The following is a 20,341-nucleotide window of genomic DNA, read 5'->3' as shown; positions in this document are numbered from 1 at the left end:
TTTTTTTTTTTTTTTTTTTTTTTTTTTTTTTTTTTTTTTTTTTTTTTTTTTTTTGGTGACGGAAAAAGGGGGGGGAGTGGGTGGGTCAGACCTCTTCGGTCTCCAGCAGGTTGCGGGTGCGGGCGGGATCGACCAGGATCCCCGGGCCCATCGTCGTGGCGAAGGCAACCTTCTTCAGGTAGCGACCCTTGGCGGCGGACGGCTTGGCGCGCAGGACCTCGTCGAGGGCGGCGGCGTAGTTCTCCACCAGCTTCTCGGTCGGGAACGAGACCTTGCCGATCACCATGTGCAGGTTCGCGGCCTTGTCGACCCGGTAGTTGATCTTGCCGCCCTTGATGTCGGTGACGGCCTTGGTGACATCGGGGGTGACGGTGCCGGTCTTCGGGTTCGGCATCAGGCCACGCGGCCCGAGGATGCGGGCGATGCGCCCGACCTTGGCCATCTGGTCGGGGGTGGCGATCGCGGCGTCGAAGTCGAGCCAGCCGCCCTGGATGCGGGCGATCAGGTCGTCGGAGCCGACCGCGTCAGCGCCGGCCGCTTCGGCCTCGGTGGCCTTGTCGCCGACGGCGAACACGATGACCCGGGCGGTCTTGCCGGTGCCGTGCGGCAGGTTCACGGTGCCGCGGACCATCTGGTCGGCCTTGCGGGGGTCGACGCCGAGTCGCATGGCGACCTCGACGGTGGCGTCCATCTTGCTCGGGGACGTCTTCTTGGCCAGTTCGGCGGCCTCGAGCGGCGAGTAGAGCCGTTCGCGGTCGACCAGTTCGGCGGCCTGCCGATAAGCCTTGCTGCGCTTCATCTTGTGTCTCCTGGATCGTTGTGCCGGAGCGGCGTCTGGCGGCTCCGGGCGGAGGTCGTGGTTGCCGCGGGCCGCGCTCGGCCCTCCCACGTGGTGCTGGTACTGCTTGTGCTGCTCTGTTCAGCTGCCCTTGCCCTGGTGCGCTCGGGCGTCCGCGTTGTTGATCATGGCAATCCTCGCGCTCCAACCGGCGTGTCACACCGGATTCGTGCGAGTTTCGTCATGATCAACGACTGACGGGGGCTAGGTCCGCGGTCACCCGGAAACCGGGAGGCGAACTCATCGGTAAAACCGTCAGTCGGTGACGGTGATTCCCATCGACCGGGCGGTGCCGGCGATGATCTTCGCCGCGGCGTCGATGTCGTTCGCGTTGAGGTCGACCTGCTTGAGGGTCGCGATCTCGCGGAGCTGGGCGGTGGACACCGACGCGACCTTGGTCGTGTGCGGCGTGCCGGACCCCTTCTCCACGCCTGCAGCCTTCAGCAGCAGCCGGGCGGCCGGCGGCGTCTTCAGCTTGAAATCGAACGTGCGGTCTTCGTAGATGGAGATCTCCACCGGCACGACGTCGCCGCGCTGCGACTCGGTCGCGGCGTTGTAGGCCTTGCAGAACTCCATGATGTTGACGCCGTGCTGGCCGAGCGCCGGACCGACGGGCGGTGCCGGGTTGGCCATGCCGGCCTTGATCTGCAGCTTGACGATGGCCGCAAGCTTCTTCTTCTTCGGGGGCATTTCCCTTGCTTCTTTCCTCTTGGAGCGGACCCGGGCAGTCAGGTAACCGGGCGGGTTTTCGATCCGGCCTGTTCACAGTGATCAGGCCGGAGGTCGGGTCAGATCTTGGCGACCTGGGTGAACGAGAGCTCGACGGGCGTCTCGCGACCGAAGATCGACACCAGCACCTTGAGCTTCTGGGCGTCGGCGTTGACCTCGTTGATCGTCGCGGGCAGGGTCGCGAACGGCCCGTCCATGACGGTGACCGACTCGCCGACCGAGAAATCGACCTCGGTGCGGGTCGGTGCGGCGCCACCGGGGGTGGTGGCAACGGCCGACTTGCGCGGAGCCGCCGGGGTCAGGATCTTCACGACCTCGTCGATGGAGAGTGCCGACGGCCGCTGGGCGGTGGCGCCGACGAACCCGGTGACGCCCGGGGTGTTCCGCACCGCGCTCCAGGAGCCGTCGGTGAGGTCCATTCGGACCAGGATGTAACCCGGGTAGACCTTGCGCTGCACCTGCTTGCGCTGGCCGTTCTTGATCTCGGTGACCTCTTCGGTCGGGACCTCGATCTGGAAGATGTATTCCTCCATGTCGAGCGACTTGATCCGGGTCTCGAGGTTGGTCTTGACCTTGTTCTCGTAGCCGGCGTAGGAGTGCACGACGTACCAGTCACCGGCCGCGCGCTTGAGCGCCGACCGCAGTTCCTCGGTCGGGTCGACCTCGGCCTCGTCGGCGGTGGCCTCGCCGGTGGTGGCCTCGCCAGTGGTGGCATCGTCGGCAACAGCGTCATCCCCGACAGCGGCCGCGTCGTCCGCGACCGCGGCATCATCGGCCACTGCCTCGGCGACCGACTCGATCGCCTCGTCGATCGCGGCCGCCTCGGCTTCCGTGTCGTGCTCGACGGACGGATCGGACTCCTCGCCGGCACCGGGGGCGGTGACGATGGTGGTCTCCTGGCCGTCGGTGAGGACGAGGTTGCTCAGCGGTTCCTCCTCCGGGGAGGAATCCGGGGTATCGACATGGCTCGACACGGTTGTACTCGCTTCCTGGTGCTGTCTTGCTCTTGTGTTCGGTTCCGGCCGGTGCTGCGCCGGACCGTTGTCCTTGTTTGTCGAGGCTGTCATCGGGGTGGCGGCCTCGCGGGTGGCGGTCCTGTCGTGCGACGTCAGCCGAAGACCGCCAGCACACCCTTCGCGAACAGCAGATCCAGGACGCCCACCAGGGCGACCATGAAGACCAGGAAGGCGATGACCACGATGGTGTACGTGACCATCTGGTTCTTGGTCGGCCAGATCACCTTGCGGAGTTCGGCCACCACTTCCCGCAGGAACCGGGAGAAACGGGCGAAGATATTCGGCCGCTTCACCGCGGTGGCGGTCGCTCGCTTGGGCGTTGCCGCCCCCTTGGCCTCCGAGACGCCGGCCCGCGCAGCCGAACGCCGAGCAGCCGCCCGCGCCGACCCTGCGGTCACCGGGCTGGAGCCCGCCGGGGTGGAACCGGAACCGGCCACCAGATCACTGCCGAGATCACTGTCCGCGCCGGAGTCGGTGTCGCCGGCCGGTGTCACGTCGTCGGACGCCCCTGGTGCGGTCCGCGCCTGCTTCTGCCGGTCGCCGACGACCGCGTCCGATCCGTCAGCGGCCTCGTCCGACGGAGAACCGACGACAGGCTCCTGCCCATCGTCCGTCACCCCGTCGCGATCGTTGCTCACTCGTTTACGTCCTCACGTCCTCGTGGCCGGCCGCCGGTACCGGTGACCGCCTTCTGTTCGGTGTACTGCAGGGGCGACAGGACTTGAACCTGCAACCTGCGGTTTTGGAGACCGCTGCTCTGCCAGTTGAGCTACGCCCCTTTGGCCGCGAGTGGCCGGCGAGCCGGCAACGTTGGCCAGAGGAACCCCTCTCGCAAATCCGGGATGTGCCCACTTCACCCGACACACGGGCAAGCGACAGCACACCCCAGAACGACCAGTGTAAGCCACCAGGGCCCCCACCGACGAACTCGCCGCGTACAGCATCCGGACAGCATCCGGGGCGCCATCCGGGCCGGCGAAGCGCCACCCGCCGTTCCGGAACGAGCGCTGCGTGCCACGATGAAGCCATGAGCATCAACGCACCGGACGGCACCGTCGCCGACTTCAGCCAGGCACCCGTCGACGCCAGCCAGCAGCGGAGGATCTCGGTCCGGATCGGCGGCATCGCCGAGTCCGCGACGCTGGCGGTCGACGCGAAGGCGAAGGCACTCAAGGCCGCCGGCCGGCCCGTCATCGGCTTCGGCGCCGGCGAGCCCGACTTCCCGACGCCCGACTACATCGTCGAGGCCGCCGTCGTAGCCTGCCGGGTCCCGGCAAACCACCGCTACAGCCCGGCGGCGGGGCTGCCCGCACTGCGCAAGGCGGTTGCCGAGAAGACGCTGCGCGACTCGGGTTACGAGGTCACCCCCGACCAGGTGCTGATCACGAACGGCGGCAAGCAGGCCGTCTACCAGGCCTTCGCCACCCTGCTCGATCCCGGTGACGAGGTGTTGCTGCCGGCGCCGTACTGGACCACCTATCCGGAGGCGATCGCCCTCGCCGGCGGCGTCAGCATCCCCGTCGTCGCGACCGAGGAGGCCGGTTACCTGGTCAGCATCGACCAACTCGAGGCCGCGCTGACCCCGCACACCAAAGTGCTGCTGTTCTGCTCGCCGTCCAACCCGACCGGCGCGGTGTACCCGCCGGAGCAGGTCGCCGCCATCGGCCGGTGGGCGGCCGAGAAGGGCATCTGGGTGGTCACCGACGAGATCTACGAGCATCTCGTCTACGGCGACGCCCAGCACGTGTCGATGCCGGTGGTGGCACCGGAAATCGCGGACCGCTGCATCGTGGTGAACGGCGTGGCGAAGACCTACGCGATGACGGGCTGGCGGGTGGGCTGGATGATCGGCCCGAAGGACGTCATCAAGGCCGCGGCCAACCTCCAGTCGCACCTGACCTCGAACGTCTGCAACGTCGCCCAGCAGGCGGCGCTGACCGCGGTCACCGGGTCGCTGGATGCTGTCGCCGAGATGCGGTCGGCCTTCGACCGGCGGCGTCATCGCATCGTCGAACTGCTCGACGCCATCCCCGGCGTCAGCTGCCCCGAGCCGCTCGGGGCGTTCTACGCGTACCCGTCGGTGACCGGACTCATCGGCAAGTCCTTCGACGGCGTCCGCCCACAGTCCTCCGGCGAGCTGGCCACGCTGATCCTCGAGAAGGCGGAGGTGGCGGTGGTGCCGGGCGAGGCGTTCGGCACGCCGGGGTACTTTCGACTGTCCTACGCGCTGGGTGACGACGACCTGGTCACCGGGGTCACCCGGATGGCGGAATTCCTGGCCACCGCAACGGACTGAGCCGGACCCTGCCGGACCTGGCCGAACACCGCGCCTCGGTTCGGCGGCGGCGGTTCGGTTCAGTGGCCGCGGCTCATGTCAGCGGCCGAGGCTCATTTCAGAGGCCCCGTTCAGTCGAGCGCGACCAGCATCCGCGCCTTGCCCAGCACGGTCTGGCCGTTGAACTTCGCGGTGATGTCGATCCGGGCTGTCCGCGCGTCGGCGTCCAGCGCACCGACGACAGCGGTCAGCTCGACCTCGGCGCCCAGGTCGTCGTCCGAGACCACGACCGGGCGGGTGAACCGCACCTCGTACTCGCGGACCTTGCCGGGGTCGCCGATCCAGTCGGTGACGATGCGACCTGCAGAGGCCATGGTGAACATGCCGTGCGCGATGACGTCCGGCAGGCCGACCTCGACGGCCACCCGCTGGTTCCAGTGGATGGCGTTGAAATCGCCCGCCGCACCCGCGTACTGGACGAGTTGCTTACGGGTCACGCGGTACGTCAGGGGCGGCAGTTCGTCGCCGACGGCGACGCTCGAGAACGTCGGCGCCACAGCGGGCCGGGTAGCAGCGGCGCGCGTCATGCCGTGCCCCTCGCGACCAGGGTGCCGAGTGCGGTGCACACCGGGTTGCCGTCGGCGTCGGTGACCTCGGTGCGCAGGGTGACGACGTCATTACCCGCCATCACCCGGACCTGGTCGACGTACGGCGTGGAGGTCAGTTCATCGCCGGCGACGATCGGCCGGTGGTGGATGAAGCGCTGGTTGCCGTGCACGACGACATCGAAGTCGAGGCCGAGGGCAGGGTCGAACAGCAACTTGTCCTGAGCCTTCATGATGACCGCGATGGCGAAGGTCGGCGGCGCCACGACGTCGGGGTAGCCGGCGTGGCGCGCGGCCTCCCGATCGCTGTACAGCGGGTTGTCGTCGCCGATGGCGCGCGCGAACTCACGGATCTTCTCGACCCCGACGCAGAACGCCTCGTCGTACGGGAAGGCCTTACCGACGAACTCGTGATTCAGTGCCATACCCGGCGGCGGTTAGCGGGTTTCCTTGTGCTTGCGGTGGCACTTGCAGTTCGGGCAGAACTTCTTGATCTCCAGCCGATCCGGGTCGTTGCGCCGGTTCTTGCGGGTGATGTAGTTGCGGTGCTTGCACTCCTCGCACGCCAAGGTGATCTTGGGGCGGACATCTGTGGCGGCCACGGTAGCTGCCTCTTTCTCATTTGCAGGTGCTCGGACGGTCGGCTGGTGTTCGCCGTCCGCATCGGTCGACCGCCCGGAGGCGGTTGGTGCTACTGGGTAGCGGTGGCCGGACTTGAACCGGCGACACAGCGATTATGAGCCGCTTGCTCTGCCAGCTGAGCTACACCGCCTTGCGGGCCCAAACCCGTGAAGGCCAACGACCATGCCGGCGGCTCTATTCCACCCGCCGCCCGCCGCCGTCCGAGCCCCTTTACGGAATCGAACCGTAGACCTTCTCCTTACCATGGAGACGCTCTGCCGACTGAGCTAAAGGGGCCTGTACCGCTGACGCCGACAGCAGGCACATGGTTCCGGACCCGGCCGAATCCGCCCGCTGACAGCCTGGGCAACTCTACCCCAGCGCACCGGAACCACGAAAACGAGCACTGTGACGCCACGACCGCGGGGCGGTCCGGGCCGTCAGCTCATCATCCGCAGCACATGCGTCGTCGATGACGGGTCGTAGATGCTCACGGTGCGGGCCTGGATCCAGGCATCGAACTTGTCCAGCGCCATCGGCCGGGCGATCAGGTAGCCCTGGGCCTGGTCGCAGTGCATCTCCCGGAGCGCATCGCGTGCCGCTTCTTCCTCGACGCCCTCGGCCACCACCCGCAGGCTCAGCGAGTGACCCAGATCGACGATCGCCCTGACGATGGCCAGGTCGGACAGATCGGTCCCCATGCCCAGGACGAACGACTTGTCGATCTTGATCTCGTCGATGGGCAACCGCCGCAGGTAGGCCAGTGACGAGTACCCGGTGCCGAAGTCGTCGACGGACAGGCCGATCCCCATCGAGTGCAGCTCCTGCAGGATCGGCAGTGAGTGCTCCGGGTCCGCCATCACGCTGGACTCGGTGATCTCGAAGGTCAACAACTCCGCAGGCACCTCGTGCCGGACCAGCGCGTCGGCCACCATCTGCGAGAAGTCGTCACCGAGCAGGTTGCGGACGGACAGGTTCACCGCGGCGGTGATCCGGATGCCCTGTGACGACCAGTCCCGCAGCTGGCGCAGCACCAGGTCGAGCACATGCCCGAGCAGGATGTCGATCGAACCGGTCGCCTCGATGGCCTCGACGAACTCGACCGGCGAGACCAGCCCGAACTCAGGGTGCATCCAGCGGACGAGGGCTTCGACGCCGACCAGCTGACGCTTCTGCAGGTCGATCTTGGGTTGGTAGTGGACGATGATCCGGCCCTGCTCGACGGCCTGCCGGAACTGGGTGACCAGCTGGAAGCGGCGCCGGTAGACCTCCCCCATGCTCGGCCGGTACATCTGCAGCGACTCCTGCTTGGCCTTCGCGGCCAGCATCGCCATCTCGGCGCGCTGCAGCAGCGTGCTGGGATCGATCGCGCCGTCGAGCGCGGGGTCGGCACCCTCGACCGTGCCGAGCACCGGGGCGGCGTCCACGAACGCGATGCCGACACTCGGCTGCGGGTCGACCTCGATCCCGTCGAGCGAATACCCCCTGCCGACGGCCGCCAGGATCTGATGCCCCAGCGCCATCAGCTCGGCTTCGGGCATCGCGTTCACCAGCACGGCGAACCGGTCGGCCTCGATCCTCGCGACCGGACGCGAATCACCGACGAGGGCGAGCAGCCGCTCGCCGGCCATCTTCAGCAGCCGCTCGCCGCGGTCGTGCCCGAGGGCGTTGTTGACCTGGGAAAGGACGTCGAGCTCGACCAGCACGATGGCGCTGCCCCAGCCCTGGCTGATCGCCGCCTGCCCCTCGACGTTCAGGCCCTGCCGGTTGCGCAGGCCGGTGATCGCATCGTGGTACGCCTCGTGCCGCAGGGTCTCCAGCAGCCGTAGGTTGTCCAGCGCGGTCGCCACATGGCCGCTGAGGGTTTCCAGCAGCTGCAGGTCCTGGTCCCGGAACCGGCCCCACCGGCTCAACCGGTCGCGGACCTCGAGATAGCCGCGATCGCGGTCGCCGGAGCGCAGCGGGACCACCAGCACATCCCAGGCCTTGCGCTCCAGCAGGGCATTCAACACTGCCGGGCTCGGACTGCGGTCGGTCGATGCGCGTGCCCGACCGGTCGTCCGCGCGGTCGCCAGCAGCGGGTCGTCCTCGCTGACGGCCGGCTCGTCGAGCACTCCGTCCGGTCCGAGGGCGAGCGTGCGGGCCTCGTTGTCACCGTCGTTCAGCCGCAGGACCGCGACCTCGGCGTTGAGCTGGTCCCTGACCTGTTCCAGGACACCGCGCCAGTCGTCGGTGGACGAGGTGACCCTGGTGACCTGCCGGCCGAAGCTGTACATCCTTGTGAGGTCCGCATGCTGGCGCAGGAACAGGAAATAGGTCCGGTAGAGAACTGCCAGCACGGCGGCCATCGCGATGCAGACGACCGGTCCGTAGAACTCGTCGTCATCGGTCCCGGCGGTCCAGACGGTGTAGCCGACGAGTGCGAAGGTGACGATGGCCGCAGCGGACAGCATCGAGCGGCCGACCACCCTGGCCAACGGCTCTGCCGGGCCGAGGAGCCGATAGGTCAGGCCGACAGCCACCGCGGACAGCAGCGCACCGGCCAGCACACCGAGCGACACCCCCAGGTACTGCAAGCCCTTCCGGGCGGTCTCTCCGTCCGTGACCAGCAGCATGACCAGCGCGGCCGCGCCGGTCTCCACGGCGATGAAGGACAGATTGACGGTGATGTTGCGCAGGCTGTCCCGGCGCATCAGGAAGACCAGCGCACCGGCCGCGATGTGCGTGACACCCACCGTCCAGGCCGGCAGCACCAGCAGGCCCACGACCATCGGCAGTTCCGAGCCGGTGACCAGCAGCGTCTCGCGGCGCACCTCGATCTGCAGCGGGAAAAGCTCGCCCGCCAGGAAGGCGGCCAGCAGCACGATCGACCCGATGACCAACAGTGCCGGAGTGCCCTCCTGCACCGACAACCCGATCTTCAGCGCCGGCCACCACAACGCCGCCGCCAGCGCGAACATCAGCGCGGCGACGACAGGAAAGACCTGATTGCCCGTGAATTTGCGTCGCGGCTTCTCGGCCTCAACCAGCTGGACCGTCAATGGGAAGCCTTCTCGCTCGATGGAACGGCATTCGGGCGCACTGTGCACCCGTTATCACGCTGCGCGCCTTGACGGCGCGTCATCGTCTACGGAGCGTAGCCCCAGGAGGCACGAAATGAGACGCCCTTAGCGCTCAATGTCCCGCACGCAGGGTGACCGGACGCCGCCGGTCACTCCGAGCCGCCGCTGCACGCAACGGTCCGTCGCATGTTCGGCCTGTTCATACCTTTCATCCCGAATCGTGCACAGCGACGCGCATCGGAGGCAGCTAAGTCGGGACTTTGGTCACTGGGCGGCGGCTCGGACCGTACCTACCTTCGGATCAGCAGCACCGCACCGATGAACACCGCTGTACGACCACCGTATCGATTGACCACCTCATCGATCACCACGACATCGATGACCGCCGACAGCTGACCAACGCGCCGTTCCGGTTATGCCGGTCGGCGCCGGCGAGTCCACGTCCGCCTTCGAAGGGAGCCAGCACATGGACCCACAGGAAAGGACCAGAGTCAGCTGCCCGCTGGACCGGCCGTGGTGCACCGACCACGAACTGCTCGGCGCCGGCGACGAGTGTGTCGCACTGATCGCCACGATCCCCTTGGTCGACGGCACCGGTGTCCGCACCGCCCATCGGGACGGTGACGCCATCCTGGTCTCGGTGCAGCAGTTCCCCGGCGAGCCGCCGCGGGTCGAGGTCGAAACCGCCAACACCACGGACCTGGACGACATTCACTGGTGGACGGCGGACGAGGCCGAGGCGATCGCCCTCGCGCAACTCGAGGCCGTCCGCATCGTCAAACAGGCGACCCGGGTCCTCTGACGCGAACAGCGGGTCCCCGCAGAGGGAACCCGCTGATCGTCATCGGTGTGGCAGGTGAGGGATTCGAACCCCCGTAGGCAATGCCGGCTGATTTACAGTCAGCTCCCTTTGGCCACTCGGGCAACCTGCCGTACAACCCGGCGAACGACGTGTCGCACTCCCGGGCCCGCACAGCCTACAAGGCCACAGGGCCAGCGCCGAATCGGTGCGCGAGGACCCTCCGGCGAGCCCGCCGACTGCTCTCCGACAGCCTCCCGACAGCGTCCTGACGCCATCTTTGAAGCCTTCCGACGGCCGCCGAACCGGCCCATCCGTCATCGTGCGAAGCTCGACACTGTCGATGGACGGTGCGCCGTCCCGACGATTCAGTGAAGTCCGATTTCACGATTTGCAAGGAGGCAGCAGTGGCAGACCCCTCGTTCGACATCGTCAGCAAGGTCGAGCACCAGGAGGCGGACAACGCCCTGAACCAGGCGGCGAAGGAGTTGTCCCAGCGGTTCGACTTCCGCGGGACGGACACCACCATCGTCTGGGCCGGTGAGGACGGCATCACGATCACCTCCAGCACCGAGGAACGCTGCGTCGCGGCCATCGACGTCTTCAAGGACAAGTTGATCAAACGAGGAATCTCGTTGCGCGCCTTCGAGATCGGCGAGCCTGCAGCGTCGGGCAAGACGTACAAGGTGACCGGGAAGCTGATCCAGGGCATTGCCTCGGACAAGGCCAAGGCGATTGCCAAGAAGATCAAGGAGTCCGGTATCAAGGGCGTGCAGGCGCAGATCCAGGGCGACCAGCTGCGGGTGTCCGGCAAGAAGCGCGACGACCTGCAGGCGGTGATCGCGATGCTCAAGGAGTCGGACGTGGACATCGCGCTGCAGTTCACCAACTACCGGTAGGCCCCCCGTCAGCACCGACTTCAGAGGCCAGCAGTGCGCCGGGGATTGACCTTTGGCGCCACCGCCTACCTGATCTGGGGCCTGTTCCCGCTGTACTTCCCGCTGCTGCAACCGGCCGGCTCGCTGGAGATCCTCGCGCACCGAATGGTGTGGTCGCTGCTGGTGGCGGCCATCGTGCTGACCGTCGTCCGCGGCTGGCGTGCCATCAGGGACACCCCACCCCGGGTGTGGGTGCTGGTGTTGGCCGGTGCGGTGCTGATCGCGATCAACTGGGGCATCTACATCTGGGCGGTGAACAACGGGGCGGTCGTCGAGGCGGCCCTCGGCTACTTCATCAACCCGCTGGTCAGCGTCCTGATGGGGGTGCTGATCTTCCATGAGCGACTGCACGTCGCCCAGTGGGCGGCCGTCGCACTCGGCACGGTGGCCGTCGGCGTGCTGGCGGTGGCGGGCGGGACGGTGCCGTGGATCGCGCTGAGCCTGGCCGCCTCCTTCGCCTGCTACGGGCTGGTGAAGAAGGTGATCCCGTTGAAGCCGACCGCGTCATTGACGGCGGAGGGCATGATCCTGGCCCTCCCGGCGCTCGGCTACCTGACCTACCTGCAGTTCCACGGCGCGTCGAGCCTCACCGGCAACGGCGCCGGGCACGTGCTGCTGCTCGCCAGTTCGGGCGTCGTCACCTGCGTGCCGCTGTTGGCGTTCGCCGTCGCCGCGCAGGCGCTGCCGTTGTCCGTGCTCGGCCTGCTGCAGTACCTGACGCCGATGGCGCAGTTCCTGCTCGGCGTGCTGTGGTTCCACGAGGCGATGCCGCCGTACCGCTGGATCGGCTTCACCCTGGTCTGGGCGGCCCTTGCGGTGCTGTCGTTCGACGCCCTGCGCGGTGCGCGGAACAGCAGGACGGCCAAGGCGGCGGAGACCGTCAGCCCATCGAGTGCCGCTCGAGAAAGGTGAGCACATCGGTCTGGTCGACGCCGGGGAAGACCCCCGGCGGCATCGCGGCCAGCAGGTGCGAATGCACGCGAGCGGACGGCCAGGCACTGTCCCGCCAGCGCTCGGCCAGCTCGACCGGCGGCAGCGAGCAGCACGCCGGGTCGGGGCACCGCGACTTCGAGCGCTCGGACGTCTCCCTGCCGCGCATCCACTTCACGTCCGCATACGGCACCCCGACGCTGACCGAGAACACCCCGGACGGCGTCCGGTCGACAACCGCGGTGCACCAGTAGGTGCCCGACGCGGTGTCCGTGTACTGCTGGTAGGCCGACGACAGATCGGGCCGGTCGAACACCACCCTGGCCGTCCAGTATCGGCAGACCCGCTGGCCCTCGATGGCGCCGGTGGCATCGGTCGGGAAGTGCACGCCGTCGTTCTCGTACGCCTTGTAGATGACGCCCGACGACGAGATCCGCATGAAGTGCACCGGCAGGTCCAGGTGCCGGGTCGCCAGGTTGGTGAAGCGGTGGGCGGCCGTCTCGTAGGACACCGCGTAGGCGTCCCGCAGGTCCTCGATCGCAATGTCCTTGGCCGCCTTGGCATGCCGGAGCAGGGTCAGCGCGCCACGTTCGGGGATCAGCAGTGACGCGGCGAAGTAGTTGATCTCCACCCGTTGCTCGAGGAACTCCGAATAGTCCTGCGGCACAGCATGACCCAGCACGACATGGCCAAGGGCCTGTAACGCGAGCGACCGCGAATCGTGCTGGCCCGCGTCGGGCTGCGGCAGGTACACCACCCGGTTCGCCAGATCGGTGACGGTCCGGGTGGACTCGGGCAGGTCGGTGGTGTGCACGAGCCGGAACCCGAGGTGGGCGGCCAGCCGGTCCACCACCGTCCGGGTGATCGGTCCGCCCGCGTACTTGGTCGCCGTCAGCAGGTCGGCGGTGACCTTCTCGATGTCGCCGAAGTAATTGCCCTGCAGGCGCATCCGCTCGCGGAGCTCCGCGTTCGCCCGCCTCGCCTGCTCAGGCGTCGCCGCCCGCTCGGCCTGCATGGTCGCCATCGCGCGGTGCAGGCCCACCAGCGACTCCAGCGCCTCGGTCTGCAGCCGCGGGCCGGGCCGGACGACCGGGATGCCGAGCGCCTTGAAGGTGTCGGTGCGCTGAGCCTTCTCCAGTTCGATCTCCAGCGCCGCCCGCCGGCTCGGCGCCGCGAGGGTCAACAGTTCTCCCAGGCTGCTGCCGAGTGCGGCGGCGAGCGAGGTCAGCAGCGAGATTTTCGCCTCCCGCTTGCCGTTCTCCACCAGCGACAGTGCCGACGGGCTGATCCCGGCGGCCGCGGCCACCTCGGACAGCGTCCGGCCGGACGCCTTGCGCAGATGCCGCAACCGCCGGCCGATGGTCAGCGGGTCCGGCGCCGCGGTCGTGTCGGTCTCCAGCGGGGCGAGGTGCGCCGCCGGCGGGCGCAGGCCCGTCCCGGCGACCTCGCCGCGTGGCGGCGGCCCGGTGACGGGACGCGTTTTCTTCACGGCCGCCGGGGAGGACGGGGCCGCGGTCGTGGTGCCGTTGCGCCGACCCGACACCCGCTGTGGGGAGGGCTGTCCCGTTGCGGGCGGCGCCGGGTGATGCAACTCACGCAGCCGTGAGGGCGCCTTTAGGCCCCTTGCAGAGGCGGTATCGGTCATTGCTCCACGATAATGCAAGAACTGCGTTTCTTCACGGTACGGGGGCGTTGAGTAACGCCGTTCTTGAACACACAGTTAGCTGAACGCCAGCTAATTCGGTGCAGTAACCACTCCAGTCACGGAAAGGACGGCCAACGATGACCGCCACGTTGGAACCCACCACCACTGCCAGCAAGGCCCGTTCGCAATCGCGGACGTCGGACCAGGCGGCCCTGCTCCGGCAGGAGTGGGCAGACGACTCGCGCTGGTCGGGCATCGAGCGCAGCTACTCCGCCGAGGATGTGCTGCGGCTGCGCGGCACCGTGCAGGAGGAGTTCACGCTGGCCCGACGCGGTGCCGAGCGGCTGTGGAATGCGTTGCAGACCAAGAAGTTCACCCGCGCACTCGGCGCGCTGACCGGCAACCAGGCCGTGCAGATGGTGCGCGGCGGGCTCGAATCGATCTACCTGTCCGGCTGGCAGGTCGCGGCCGACGCGAACCTCGCGGGCCAGACCTACCCCGACCAGAGCCTGTACCCGGCGAACTCGGTGCCCGCCGTCGTCCGCCGGATCAACAACGCCCTGCTCCGTGCAGACCAGATCGACCACTCCACCGGCAAGACCGGAACCGATTACCTGGTGCCGATCGTCGCCGATGCGGAAGCCGGTTTCGGCGGCCCGCTCAACGCTTTCGAGCTGATGAAGTCGATGATCGCCTCGGGCGCGGCGGGTGTGCACTGGGAGGACCAGCTCGCATCGGAGAAGAAGTGCGGCCACATGGGCGGCAAGGTGCTCATCCCGACCAGCCAGCACGTCCGCACGCTGAACGCCGCCCGGTTGGCCGCGGACATCTCGAACGTGCCGACGCTCGTCATCGCCCGCACCGACGCGCTCGCCGCCGACCTGCTGACCAGTGACGTCGACGAGATCGACCAGCCGTTCCTGACCGGGGAGCGGACCGCAGAGGGCTTCTACCGGGTACGCAGCGGCATCGAGCCGGTGCTCGCCAGGGCGAAGGCCTACGCGCCGTACTGCGACCTCATCTGGGTCGAGACCGGCACACCGGACCTCGGCCTCGCCCGTGAGTTCGCCACCGAGCTGCACAAGGAATTCCCCGGAAAGAAGTTGGCGTACAACTGCTCTCCGTCGTTCAACTGGAAGTCGGCGCTCTCCGATGCGGAGATCGCCACCTTCCAGGACGAACTCGGCGATCTCGGGTACGCGTACCAGTTCATCACCCTGGCCGGCTTCCACGCGCTGAACCACTCGATGTTCCACCTGGCGCAGGGCTACGCCCAGAAGGGCATGACCGCCTACGTCGAGTTGCAGGAGGCCGAGTTCGCCGACGAGGTCGCCGGCTACACCGCCGTCAAGCACCAGGCCGAGGTCGGCACCGGCTACTTCGACAAGGTCGCCACTGCGCTCAACCCGGAGAGCGGGACGCTCGCACTGGTCGGCTCCACCGAGGAAGAGCAGTTCCACTGATCGTCGGCGGCTGATCCGGTGGGCGGGTGACCGCCCGCCCACCGGGTCTCCCCCACCGGCTCCGTCCGTATCTCGGGCGGGCAACCGGCGTTCCACCGCACCGCGGCAACACCGCACTGCAGCACCACCGCACTGCAGCACCACCGCACTGCAGCACCACCACCCACCCGCAGCACCAGCAGCAATGTCGCTGTCCCAGGAGGCATCCCATGTTCGACCCACCGAAGCTGCCGAAGATCAAAGGCTCGATGCACCCCCGCTTCGACGAGATCCTGACCCCCGAAGCGCTGGCCTTCATCGCCAAGCTCGACGGCGCCCATTCCGGCCGCCGCGCCGAACTGCTGCAGGCCCGACGCGAGCGCGGCAAGCGCATCTCCGCCGGTGAGCCCGTCGATTTCCTGGAGAGCACGGCGAAGATCCGCAGCGACACCGGCTGGAAGGTCGCGCCGCCGGCGCCCGGCCTGGTCGACCGCCGCTGTGAGATCACCGGCCCGCCGACCCCGAAGATGACCATCAACGCGCTGAACTCCGGCGCCAAGGTGTGGATGGCCGACTTCGAGGACGCCACCGCGCCGAGCTGGTCGAACGTCATCGGCGGCCAGATCAACCTGTACGACGCGATCCGCGGCCAACTGGAGTTCACGTCCGAGGACGGCAAGGAATACAAGGTCGGCGAGGTCACCCCGACGATCGTCGTCCGGCCCCGCGGCTGGCGGCTCTGCGAGAAGCACCTCAGCGTTCACGGGCGGCCGCTGCCCGCCGCGCTGGTGGACTTCGGGCTATTCTTCTTCCACAACGCCCAGAAGCTCATCGACAACGGCGTCGGCCCGTACTTCTACCTGCCCAAGCTGGAATCGCACCTGGAAGCACGGCTCTGGAACGACGTCTTCGTCCAGGCCCAGGCACTTCTCGGCATCCCGCAGGGCACCATCCGCGCCACCGTGCTGATCGAGACCCTGCCGGCAGCGTTCGAGATGGAGGAGATCCTCTACGAGCTGCGCGATCACTCATCGGGACTGAACGCCGGCCGCTGGGACTACATCTTCAGCTACATCAAGACCTTCGCGCACCGCGGTGACGAGTACGTGCTGCCGGACCGCTCGCAGATCTCGATGACGACGCCGTTCATGCGCGCGTACACCGAACTGATGGTGGCCACCTGCCACCGTCGGGGTGCCCACGCGATCGGCGGGATGGCCGCCTTCGTGCCGAACAAGGCGGACCCGAAGGTCACCGAGCAGGCGCTGGCGAAGGTCAAGGCGGACAAGGAACGGGAGGCCGCTGACGGCTTCGACGGCTCCTGGGTCGCCCATCCGGGCCTGGTCCCGACCTGCATCACGGCGTTCAACGAGGTGCTCGGCGACCGGCCGAACCAGCTGGACAAGCAGCGTCCGGACGTCAAGGTCACCGCCGACGACCTCATCGCCGCCGGCCGCACCCCGGGCACCGTCACCCTCGCCGGCCTCGGCACCAACATCGCCGTCGCGCTGCAGTACCTGACGGCCTGGGTGAGCGAGCAGGGCGCGGTCACCATCGACAACCTGATGGAGGACGCCGCCACCGTCGAGATCTCCCGCACCCAGGTCTGGCAGTGGCTGCACCACAAGACCAAGCTCGCCGAGGGCCTGGTCGTCACCCCGAAACTGGTGCACGAGCTCGTCGACCACGAGGTCGACCGGCTGCTCGAGCTGGCCACCGACGACCGCGGTCGCCGGCATGTGCGCGAGGCGGCCGACGTGTTCGTCGAGGCCGCCATGGGTGACGAACTGCCCGGGTTCTTCACGCCGTACGCCTACGTCCGGTACCTGATCGACCGGCCCCTGCAGCTGCACGGACCGATCAAGCCAGAGGACCTGCGGATGTCCGAGCGCGTTCCACGCGACGAGGATTCCCGCCAGCGCGTCTGACCTCCCGGGTGGGGAGTGGGTGGACGGACAACGGCCCCTGGGCGATCAGCTGATCGCCCAGGGGCCGTTGCCGTTGTGCCGGGTCAAACTGTTGGCACGTTGCCCGGGTGCCGCTGACTCCCGTGCGGATTACTGCTGTGCCAGGTACAGCTGGGCCGTTCCTACTGGGTCAAGTTCTGCCGGGCCAAGTACTGGCGGGCCAAGTCCTGCCGGGCCAAGTCCTGCCGCGCCACTTACTGCCCGCCGCGCCATTTACTGCCGGGCCGTCTACTACTGGGCGCCTGCCGCGTCCAGCGTCGCAACCTGCTCGGCGGTCAGCTGCAGGTCGGCCGCCGCCGCGGAGTCGCGCACGCTCTCGGGTCGGCTCGCGCCCGGGATCGGGATGATCACCGGTGACCGGGACAGCATCCAGGCCAGCGTCAGCCGCTGCGGGCTGACACCGAGCTCGTCGGCCAGCTGCTGGAACGGTGTGTGACTGTCGCCGAGCTTGCCGGCGCTGCGGATCCCGCCGAGCGGGCTCCAGGGCAGGAACGCGATCCCCAGCTCCTCGCTCAGCCGCAGTTCCGGCTCGCTCGACCGGAAGGCCGGCGAGAACTGGTTCTGCACGGAGACCAATCGGCCGCCGAGGATGTCGTTCGCCAACCGGATCTGCTCCGGGTTGGCATTGGAGATACCCGCCATGCGGATCTTGCCCTCGTCGAGCAGGTCGCGGATCGCGCCGATCGAGTCGGCATACGGGGTCGAGGGGTCGGGACGGTGGAACTGGTACAGCCCGATGGCCTCGACGCCCAGCCGCCGCAACGACTCCTCGGCCGCCCGCTTCAGGTACTCGGGTGATCCGTCGGTGGTCCAGCTGCCGTCACCGGGGCGCAGATGGCCGCCCTTGGTGGCCACCAGGACCTCGGACGTATCGGCACCGTAGCTCGACAGCGCCTCCGCGATCAGCGATTCGTTGTGGCCGACCTCGTCGGCGTGGATGTGGTACGCGTCCGCGGTGTCGATCAGGGTGACGCCGGCGTCGAGCGCCGCGTGGATGGTGGCGATGGACCGCTCGCGGTCCGGCCGACCCTCGATGGACATCGGCATGCCGCCGAGCCCGATGGCACTGACCTTGCGATCGCCAATTGTGCGTGTCTGCACGCTGCCTCCTGTAGATCAGGCCTGCTGTTGATTTAGGGCCATGGTTTCGGCCCACACCTCCCCCAACCGGGCGCGGCCGGGATGCATTCCGATCGGAAGCAGGTCCGATCGGGGGCAGTTCCGTTCGCGGGCAGATCCGGGAACATCCGCGGCAGGGGTGCCGTTACACCTGTCGACGGTCGCCTGGACATGCCCCGGGCCCCAACAAATATTGTCGTTTCGAACGACCACTCGCCGAGAGGCGCACTGGCAGGCGATCGTCGCGAAGGCCACTGGGAACATGTTCCCGGTGGCCTTTTCGCTCTTCGCAGCACAGGATCGATCCTGTTGGGCCCCTCACGATCAGCGTCACTCGCCGACTACCGGGGAACTCAACTCCACTACCCTTGCAATCACATAGTTAGTCCACCCTTACCAACACCGCCCTTACCGACACCCCCTAACCGACACGGAGACCCTATGGTTACCTCCCCCGATACACGTCCCGCAGCACGGTCGGCCAACGGTTCGCCGGCCGGCGCCACCGGCACGGGAGCCGCCGCATGAGTGCGTCCGCGGAGCGGATCCCGACCGGCGCCGAAGGCTTCCAGACCAGGCTGCTGCACGAACTGCAGCCCGTCGTCGAGGAAAACCTCAACCGGCACATGGCCATCGCCAAGGACTGGCAGCCCCACGACTACATCCCGTGGAGCCGCGGCCGGGACTTCGCGTTCCTCGGCGGCGAGGACTGGGTGCCCGAGGACTCACCGCTGGATCCGGTCGCCAAGACCGCGATGGTCGTCAACCTGCTGACCGAGGACAACCTGCCCTCCTACCACCGCGAGATCGCCACCCGCTTCAGCCGGGACGGCGCCTGGGGCGAATGGGTCGGCCGGTGGACCGCGGAAGAGGGCCGGCACGGGATCGCGCTGCGCGACTACCTCGTGGTGACCAGGGGCGTCGACCCGGTGAAGCTCGAAGCACTCCGGATGGAGCACATGACCGCCGGGTACGACTCCGGCGAGAAGTCCGCCCTGCAGGCCGTCGCCTACGTCTCGTTCCAGGAACTTGCCACCCGGGTCTCGCACCGCAACACCGGTGCGGCCACCGGCTGCCCCATCGCGGAGCAGTTGCTGGGCCGGATCGCGCAGGACGAGAACCTGCACATGATCTTCTACCGCAACCTGGTCCAGGCGGCGCTCGATCGCGCCCCGGACGAGACGATGTCGGCCATCCGGGACGAGGTCGTCGGTTTCACGATGCCCGGTGCCGGGATGACGGATTTCCAGCGGAACTCGGCGACCATCGCCAAAGCAGGCATCTACGACCTGCGGCTTCATCACGACGCGGTGATCCAGCCGGTGCTGAAGTTCTGGAAGATCTTCGACCGCGACTTCGGCCCCGCCGGTGAGCAGGCCAGGACCGAACTGTCCGACTTCCTCGTCAACCTGGACGCCCAGGCGACCAGGTTCGTCGAGCAGCGGGAGCGGCTGCGCGAGCGGCAGGCGGCACGCGGCGCCAAGTGAGCGGATCGGGAGTGGGCCACCACCCGCTCCCGATCCCGCCCCACCGCATGAGCGCCGCTCGGGGCGGGCCTGCCGGGTGCGACGGGCTGCACGCGCACGGCGCGTCTGCCGGTAGGGCGGGGAGAACTACCTCGTGCGAGCCATCACGAACCGCACCAGCGAGGACATCGCGTCCCGCGCGCTGGACTCGGGCAGCAGCTCGAGTTCGCTCTGCGCCGACTCGGCGTACTTCGTCAGGGTGGCCTGTGCCGCGCGCATTCCGGGTGAGCAGCTGAGCAGCTCGACCGCCTCGTGCAGGTCGCCTTCGGACGCGATCGGTCCGGACACCAGTGCCCGCAGCCGCGGATCGGAGGTGGGATCCGCGAGGGTGTACAGCACGGGAAGCGTGCGAACGCCCTCCCGCAGGTCGGTGCCGGGGGTCTTGCCGGAGTCGGTGGACGAGATGTCGATGATGTCGTCGGAGATCTGGAAGGCCATGCCGACGGCCCGGCCGTACCGGCGCAGTGCCGCCGTCTGATCCTCGCGGGCCCCCGAGAACATCCCGGCGTACCGGGCACAGGTGTCGATCAACGCGGCCGTCTTCTCGTCCAGCACACGCAGGTGATGGGTGATCGCGTCTTCGCCGGGGGGCGCACCGACGGTTTCCCTGGTCTGCCCCGTCACCAGCTCGGCGAACGTCTCGGCAATGATCCGAACGGCATCCGGGCCCAGCCCGGCGACCAGCCGGGAGGCGTGCGCGAAGAGGAAGTCACCGGTCAGGATCGCGATGGAGTTGTCCCACCGGGCGTTCGCTGACTTGGCCCCACGGCGCAGGTCCGCCTCGTCCATGACGTCGTCGTGGTACAGCGTCGCGAGGTGGATCAACTCG

Annotated in this window: 18 protein-coding genes and 4 tRNA genes; 7 read left to right on the top strand and 15 right to left on the bottom strand. The window is 68.0% G+C overall.

The window, feature by feature from the left end:
- Positions 1-85: 85 nt before the first annotated feature.
- From rplA to ACVBEQ_RS26300, 5 genes are all read right to left on the bottom strand, one after another.
- Positions 86-799, bottom strand: coding sequence for a 50S ribosomal protein L1 (rplA, locus tag ACVBEQ_RS26320; RefSeq protein ID WP_447156564.1), 714 nt, complete (start codon positions 797-799; stop codon positions 86-88).
- Between the two features lie 294 nt (positions 800-1,093).
- Positions 1,094-1,528 (bottom strand): 50S ribosomal protein L11, encoded by a 435-nt coding sequence (gene rplK, locus ACVBEQ_RS26315; protein WP_447156563.1) that lies wholly within the window; start codon positions 1,526-1,528, stop codon positions 1,094-1,096.
- 98 nt (positions 1,529-1,626) lie between these two features.
- Complete coding sequence (nusG, locus tag ACVBEQ_RS26310) at positions 1,627-2,541, bottom strand: transcription termination/antitermination protein NusG (RefSeq protein ID WP_447156562.1); 915 nt, start codon at positions 2,539-2,541, stop codon at positions 1,627-1,629.
- A gap of 134 nt (positions 2,542-2,675) precedes the next feature.
- A complete protein-coding gene (gene secE / locus ACVBEQ_RS26305) occupies positions 2,676-3,221 on the bottom strand; it encodes a preprotein translocase subunit SecE (RefSeq protein WP_447156561.1) in 546 nt (181 codons plus the stop codon).
- Positions 3,222-3,289: 68 nt separating this feature from the next.
- Positions 3,290-3,362: transfer RNA gene (locus ACVBEQ_RS26300), tRNA-Trp, on the bottom strand.
- A gap of 248 nt (positions 3,363-3,610) precedes the next feature.
- Between ACVBEQ_RS26300 and ACVBEQ_RS26295 the strand changes: the two genes are divergently transcribed.
- Positions 3,611-4,879: a pyridoxal phosphate-dependent aminotransferase gene (locus ACVBEQ_RS26295; RefSeq protein ID WP_447156560.1), complete on the top strand. Its 1,269-nt coding sequence runs from the start codon at positions 3,611-3,613 to the stop codon at positions 4,877-4,879.
- Between the two features lie 110 nt (positions 4,880-4,989).
- Here the strand turns inward: ACVBEQ_RS26295 and ACVBEQ_RS26290 are convergent, their stop codons facing one another.
- The 6 genes from ACVBEQ_RS26290 to ACVBEQ_RS26265 form a co-directional block, all read right to left on the bottom strand.
- On the bottom strand, positions 4,990-5,445 hold the full coding sequence (locus ACVBEQ_RS26290; protein ID WP_447156559.1) for a MaoC/PaaZ C-terminal domain-containing protein: 456 nt from the start codon (positions 5,443-5,445) through the stop codon (positions 4,990-4,992).
- A complete protein-coding gene (locus ACVBEQ_RS26285; RefSeq protein WP_447156558.1) occupies positions 5,442-5,888 on the bottom strand; it encodes an FAS1-like dehydratase domain-containing protein in 447 nt (148 codons plus the stop codon). The genes ACVBEQ_RS26290 and ACVBEQ_RS26285 overlap by 4 nt, the downstream gene beginning before the upstream one ends.
- Before the next feature lie 12 nt (positions 5,889-5,900).
- Positions 5,901-6,065 (bottom strand): 50S ribosomal protein L33, encoded by a 165-nt coding sequence (gene rpmG, locus ACVBEQ_RS26280; RefSeq protein ID WP_447156557.1) that lies wholly within the window; start codon positions 6,063-6,065, stop codon positions 5,901-5,903.
- 97 nt (positions 6,066-6,162) lie between these two features.
- Positions 6,163-6,235: transfer RNA gene (locus tag ACVBEQ_RS26275), tRNA-Met, on the bottom strand.
- A 73-nt stretch (positions 6,236-6,308) separates the two neighbouring features.
- Positions 6,309-6,381 (bottom strand) — tRNA-Thr (locus tag ACVBEQ_RS26270).
- A 143-nt stretch (positions 6,382-6,524) separates the two neighbouring features.
- Positions 6,525-9,125: a putative bifunctional diguanylate cyclase/phosphodiesterase gene (locus ACVBEQ_RS26265; protein WP_447156556.1), complete on the bottom strand. Its 2,601-nt coding sequence runs from the start codon at positions 9,123-9,125 to the stop codon at positions 6,525-6,527.
- Between the two features lie 487 nt (positions 9,126-9,612).
- On the opposite strand from ACVBEQ_RS26265, the gene ACVBEQ_RS26260 reads away from it, so the two are divergent.
- Entirely contained in the window at positions 9,613-9,948 is a 336-nt protein-coding gene (locus tag ACVBEQ_RS26260) for a hypothetical protein (RefSeq protein WP_447156555.1), read from the top strand.
- Positions 9,949-9,996: 48 nt separating this feature from the next.
- Here ACVBEQ_RS26260 and ACVBEQ_RS26255 read toward each other — a convergent pair.
- Positions 9,997-10,078, bottom strand: a tRNA-Tyr gene (locus ACVBEQ_RS26255).
- A gap of 274 nt (positions 10,079-10,352) precedes the next feature.
- Here ACVBEQ_RS26255 and ACVBEQ_RS26250 point away from each other — a divergent pair.
- Together ACVBEQ_RS26250 and rarD are read left to right on the top strand one after the other, a co-directional pair.
- The gene (locus ACVBEQ_RS26250; RefSeq protein WP_447156554.1) at positions 10,353-10,844 is read left to right on the top strand and encodes a YajQ family cyclic di-GMP-binding protein; all 492 of its coding nucleotides are present in this window, start codon (positions 10,353-10,355) and stop codon (positions 10,842-10,844) included.
- A 33-nt stretch (positions 10,845-10,877) separates the two neighbouring features.
- Positions 10,878-11,795 (top strand): EamA family transporter RarD, encoded by a 918-nt coding sequence (gene rarD, locus ACVBEQ_RS26245; protein ID WP_447156553.1) that lies wholly within the window; start codon positions 10,878-10,880, stop codon positions 11,793-11,795.
- Here the strand turns inward: rarD and ACVBEQ_RS26240 are convergent.
- Positions 11,764-13,458: a helix-turn-helix domain-containing protein gene (locus tag ACVBEQ_RS26240; RefSeq protein ID WP_447156552.1), complete on the bottom strand. Its 1,695-nt coding sequence runs from the start codon at positions 13,456-13,458 to the stop codon at positions 11,764-11,766. The two genes, rarD and ACVBEQ_RS26240, sit on opposite strands and share 32 nt — an antisense overlap.
- Before the next feature lie 137 nt (positions 13,459-13,595).
- Here ACVBEQ_RS26240 and aceA point away from each other — a divergent pair, with 137 nt between their 5' ends.
- Positions 13,596-14,921 (top strand): isocitrate lyase, encoded by a 1,326-nt coding sequence (gene aceA, locus ACVBEQ_RS26235; protein WP_447156551.1) that lies wholly within the window; start codon positions 13,596-13,598, stop codon positions 14,919-14,921.
- Positions 14,922-15,130: 209 nt separating this feature from the next.
- Positions 15,131-16,828, top strand: a complete 1,698-nt coding sequence (gene aceB, locus ACVBEQ_RS26230; RefSeq protein WP_447156550.1) for a malate synthase A — start codon at positions 15,131-15,133, stop codon at positions 16,826-16,828.
- A gap of 270 nt (positions 16,829-17,098) precedes the next feature.
- On the opposite strand, the gene ACVBEQ_RS26225 is transcribed toward aceB, so the two are convergent.
- A complete protein-coding gene (locus ACVBEQ_RS26225) occupies positions 17,099-17,968 on the bottom strand; it encodes an aldo/keto reductase (protein WP_447156549.1) in 870 nt (289 codons plus the stop codon).
- 542 nt (positions 17,969-18,510) lie between these two features.
- Between ACVBEQ_RS26225 and ACVBEQ_RS26220 the strand changes: the two genes are divergently transcribed.
- Entirely contained in the window at positions 18,511-19,473 is a 963-nt protein-coding gene (locus tag ACVBEQ_RS26220; RefSeq protein WP_447156548.1) for an acyl-ACP desaturase, read from the top strand.
- Between the two features lie 126 nt (positions 19,474-19,599).
- Here ACVBEQ_RS26220 and ACVBEQ_RS26215 read toward each other — a convergent pair.
- The coding region (locus tag ACVBEQ_RS26215; protein WP_447156547.1) for a polyprenyl synthetase family protein at positions 19,600-20,341 on the bottom strand (742 nt) is incomplete at its 5' end.

This window comes from Nakamurella sp. GG22 (genome assembly GCF_052976845.2).
This window is presented reverse-complemented; position numbering and strand designations above follow the sequence as displayed.

Coding starts and splice junctions, on each gene's coding strand:
- rplA (WP_447156564.1), bottom strand. CDS start 799: ATGAAGCGCAGCAAGGCTTATCGGCAGGCCGCCGAACTGGTCGACCGC.
- ACVBEQ_RS26240 (WP_447156552.1), bottom strand. CDS start 13,458: ATGACCGATACCGCCTCTGCAAGGGGCCTAAAGGCGCCCTCACGGCTG.
- ACVBEQ_RS26295 (WP_447156560.1), top strand. CDS start 3,611: ATGAGCATCAACGCACCGGACGGCACCGTCGCCGACTTCAGCCAGGCA.
- ACVBEQ_RS26290 (WP_447156559.1), bottom strand. CDS start 5,445: ATGACGCGCGCCGCTGCTACCCGGCCCGCTGTGGCGCCGACGTTCTCG.
- ACVBEQ_RS26220 (WP_447156548.1), top strand. CDS start 18,511: ATGAGTGCGTCCGCGGAGCGGATCCCGACCGGCGCCGAAGGCTTCCAG.
- rplK (WP_447156563.1), bottom strand. CDS start 1,528: ATGCCCCCGAAGAAGAAGAAGCTTGCGGCCATCGTCAAGCTGCAGATC.
- ACVBEQ_RS26285 (WP_447156558.1), bottom strand. CDS start 5,888: ATGGCACTGAATCACGAGTTCGTCGGTAAGGCCTTCCCGTACGACGAG.
- aceA (WP_447156551.1), top strand. CDS start 13,596: ATGACCGCCACGTTGGAACCCACCACCACTGCCAGCAAGGCCCGTTCG.
- ACVBEQ_RS26260 (WP_447156555.1), top strand. CDS start 9,613: ATGGACCCACAGGAAAGGACCAGAGTCAGCTGCCCGCTGGACCGGCCG.
- aceB (WP_447156550.1), top strand. CDS start 15,131: ATGTTCGACCCACCGAAGCTGCCGAAGATCAAAGGCTCGATGCACCCC.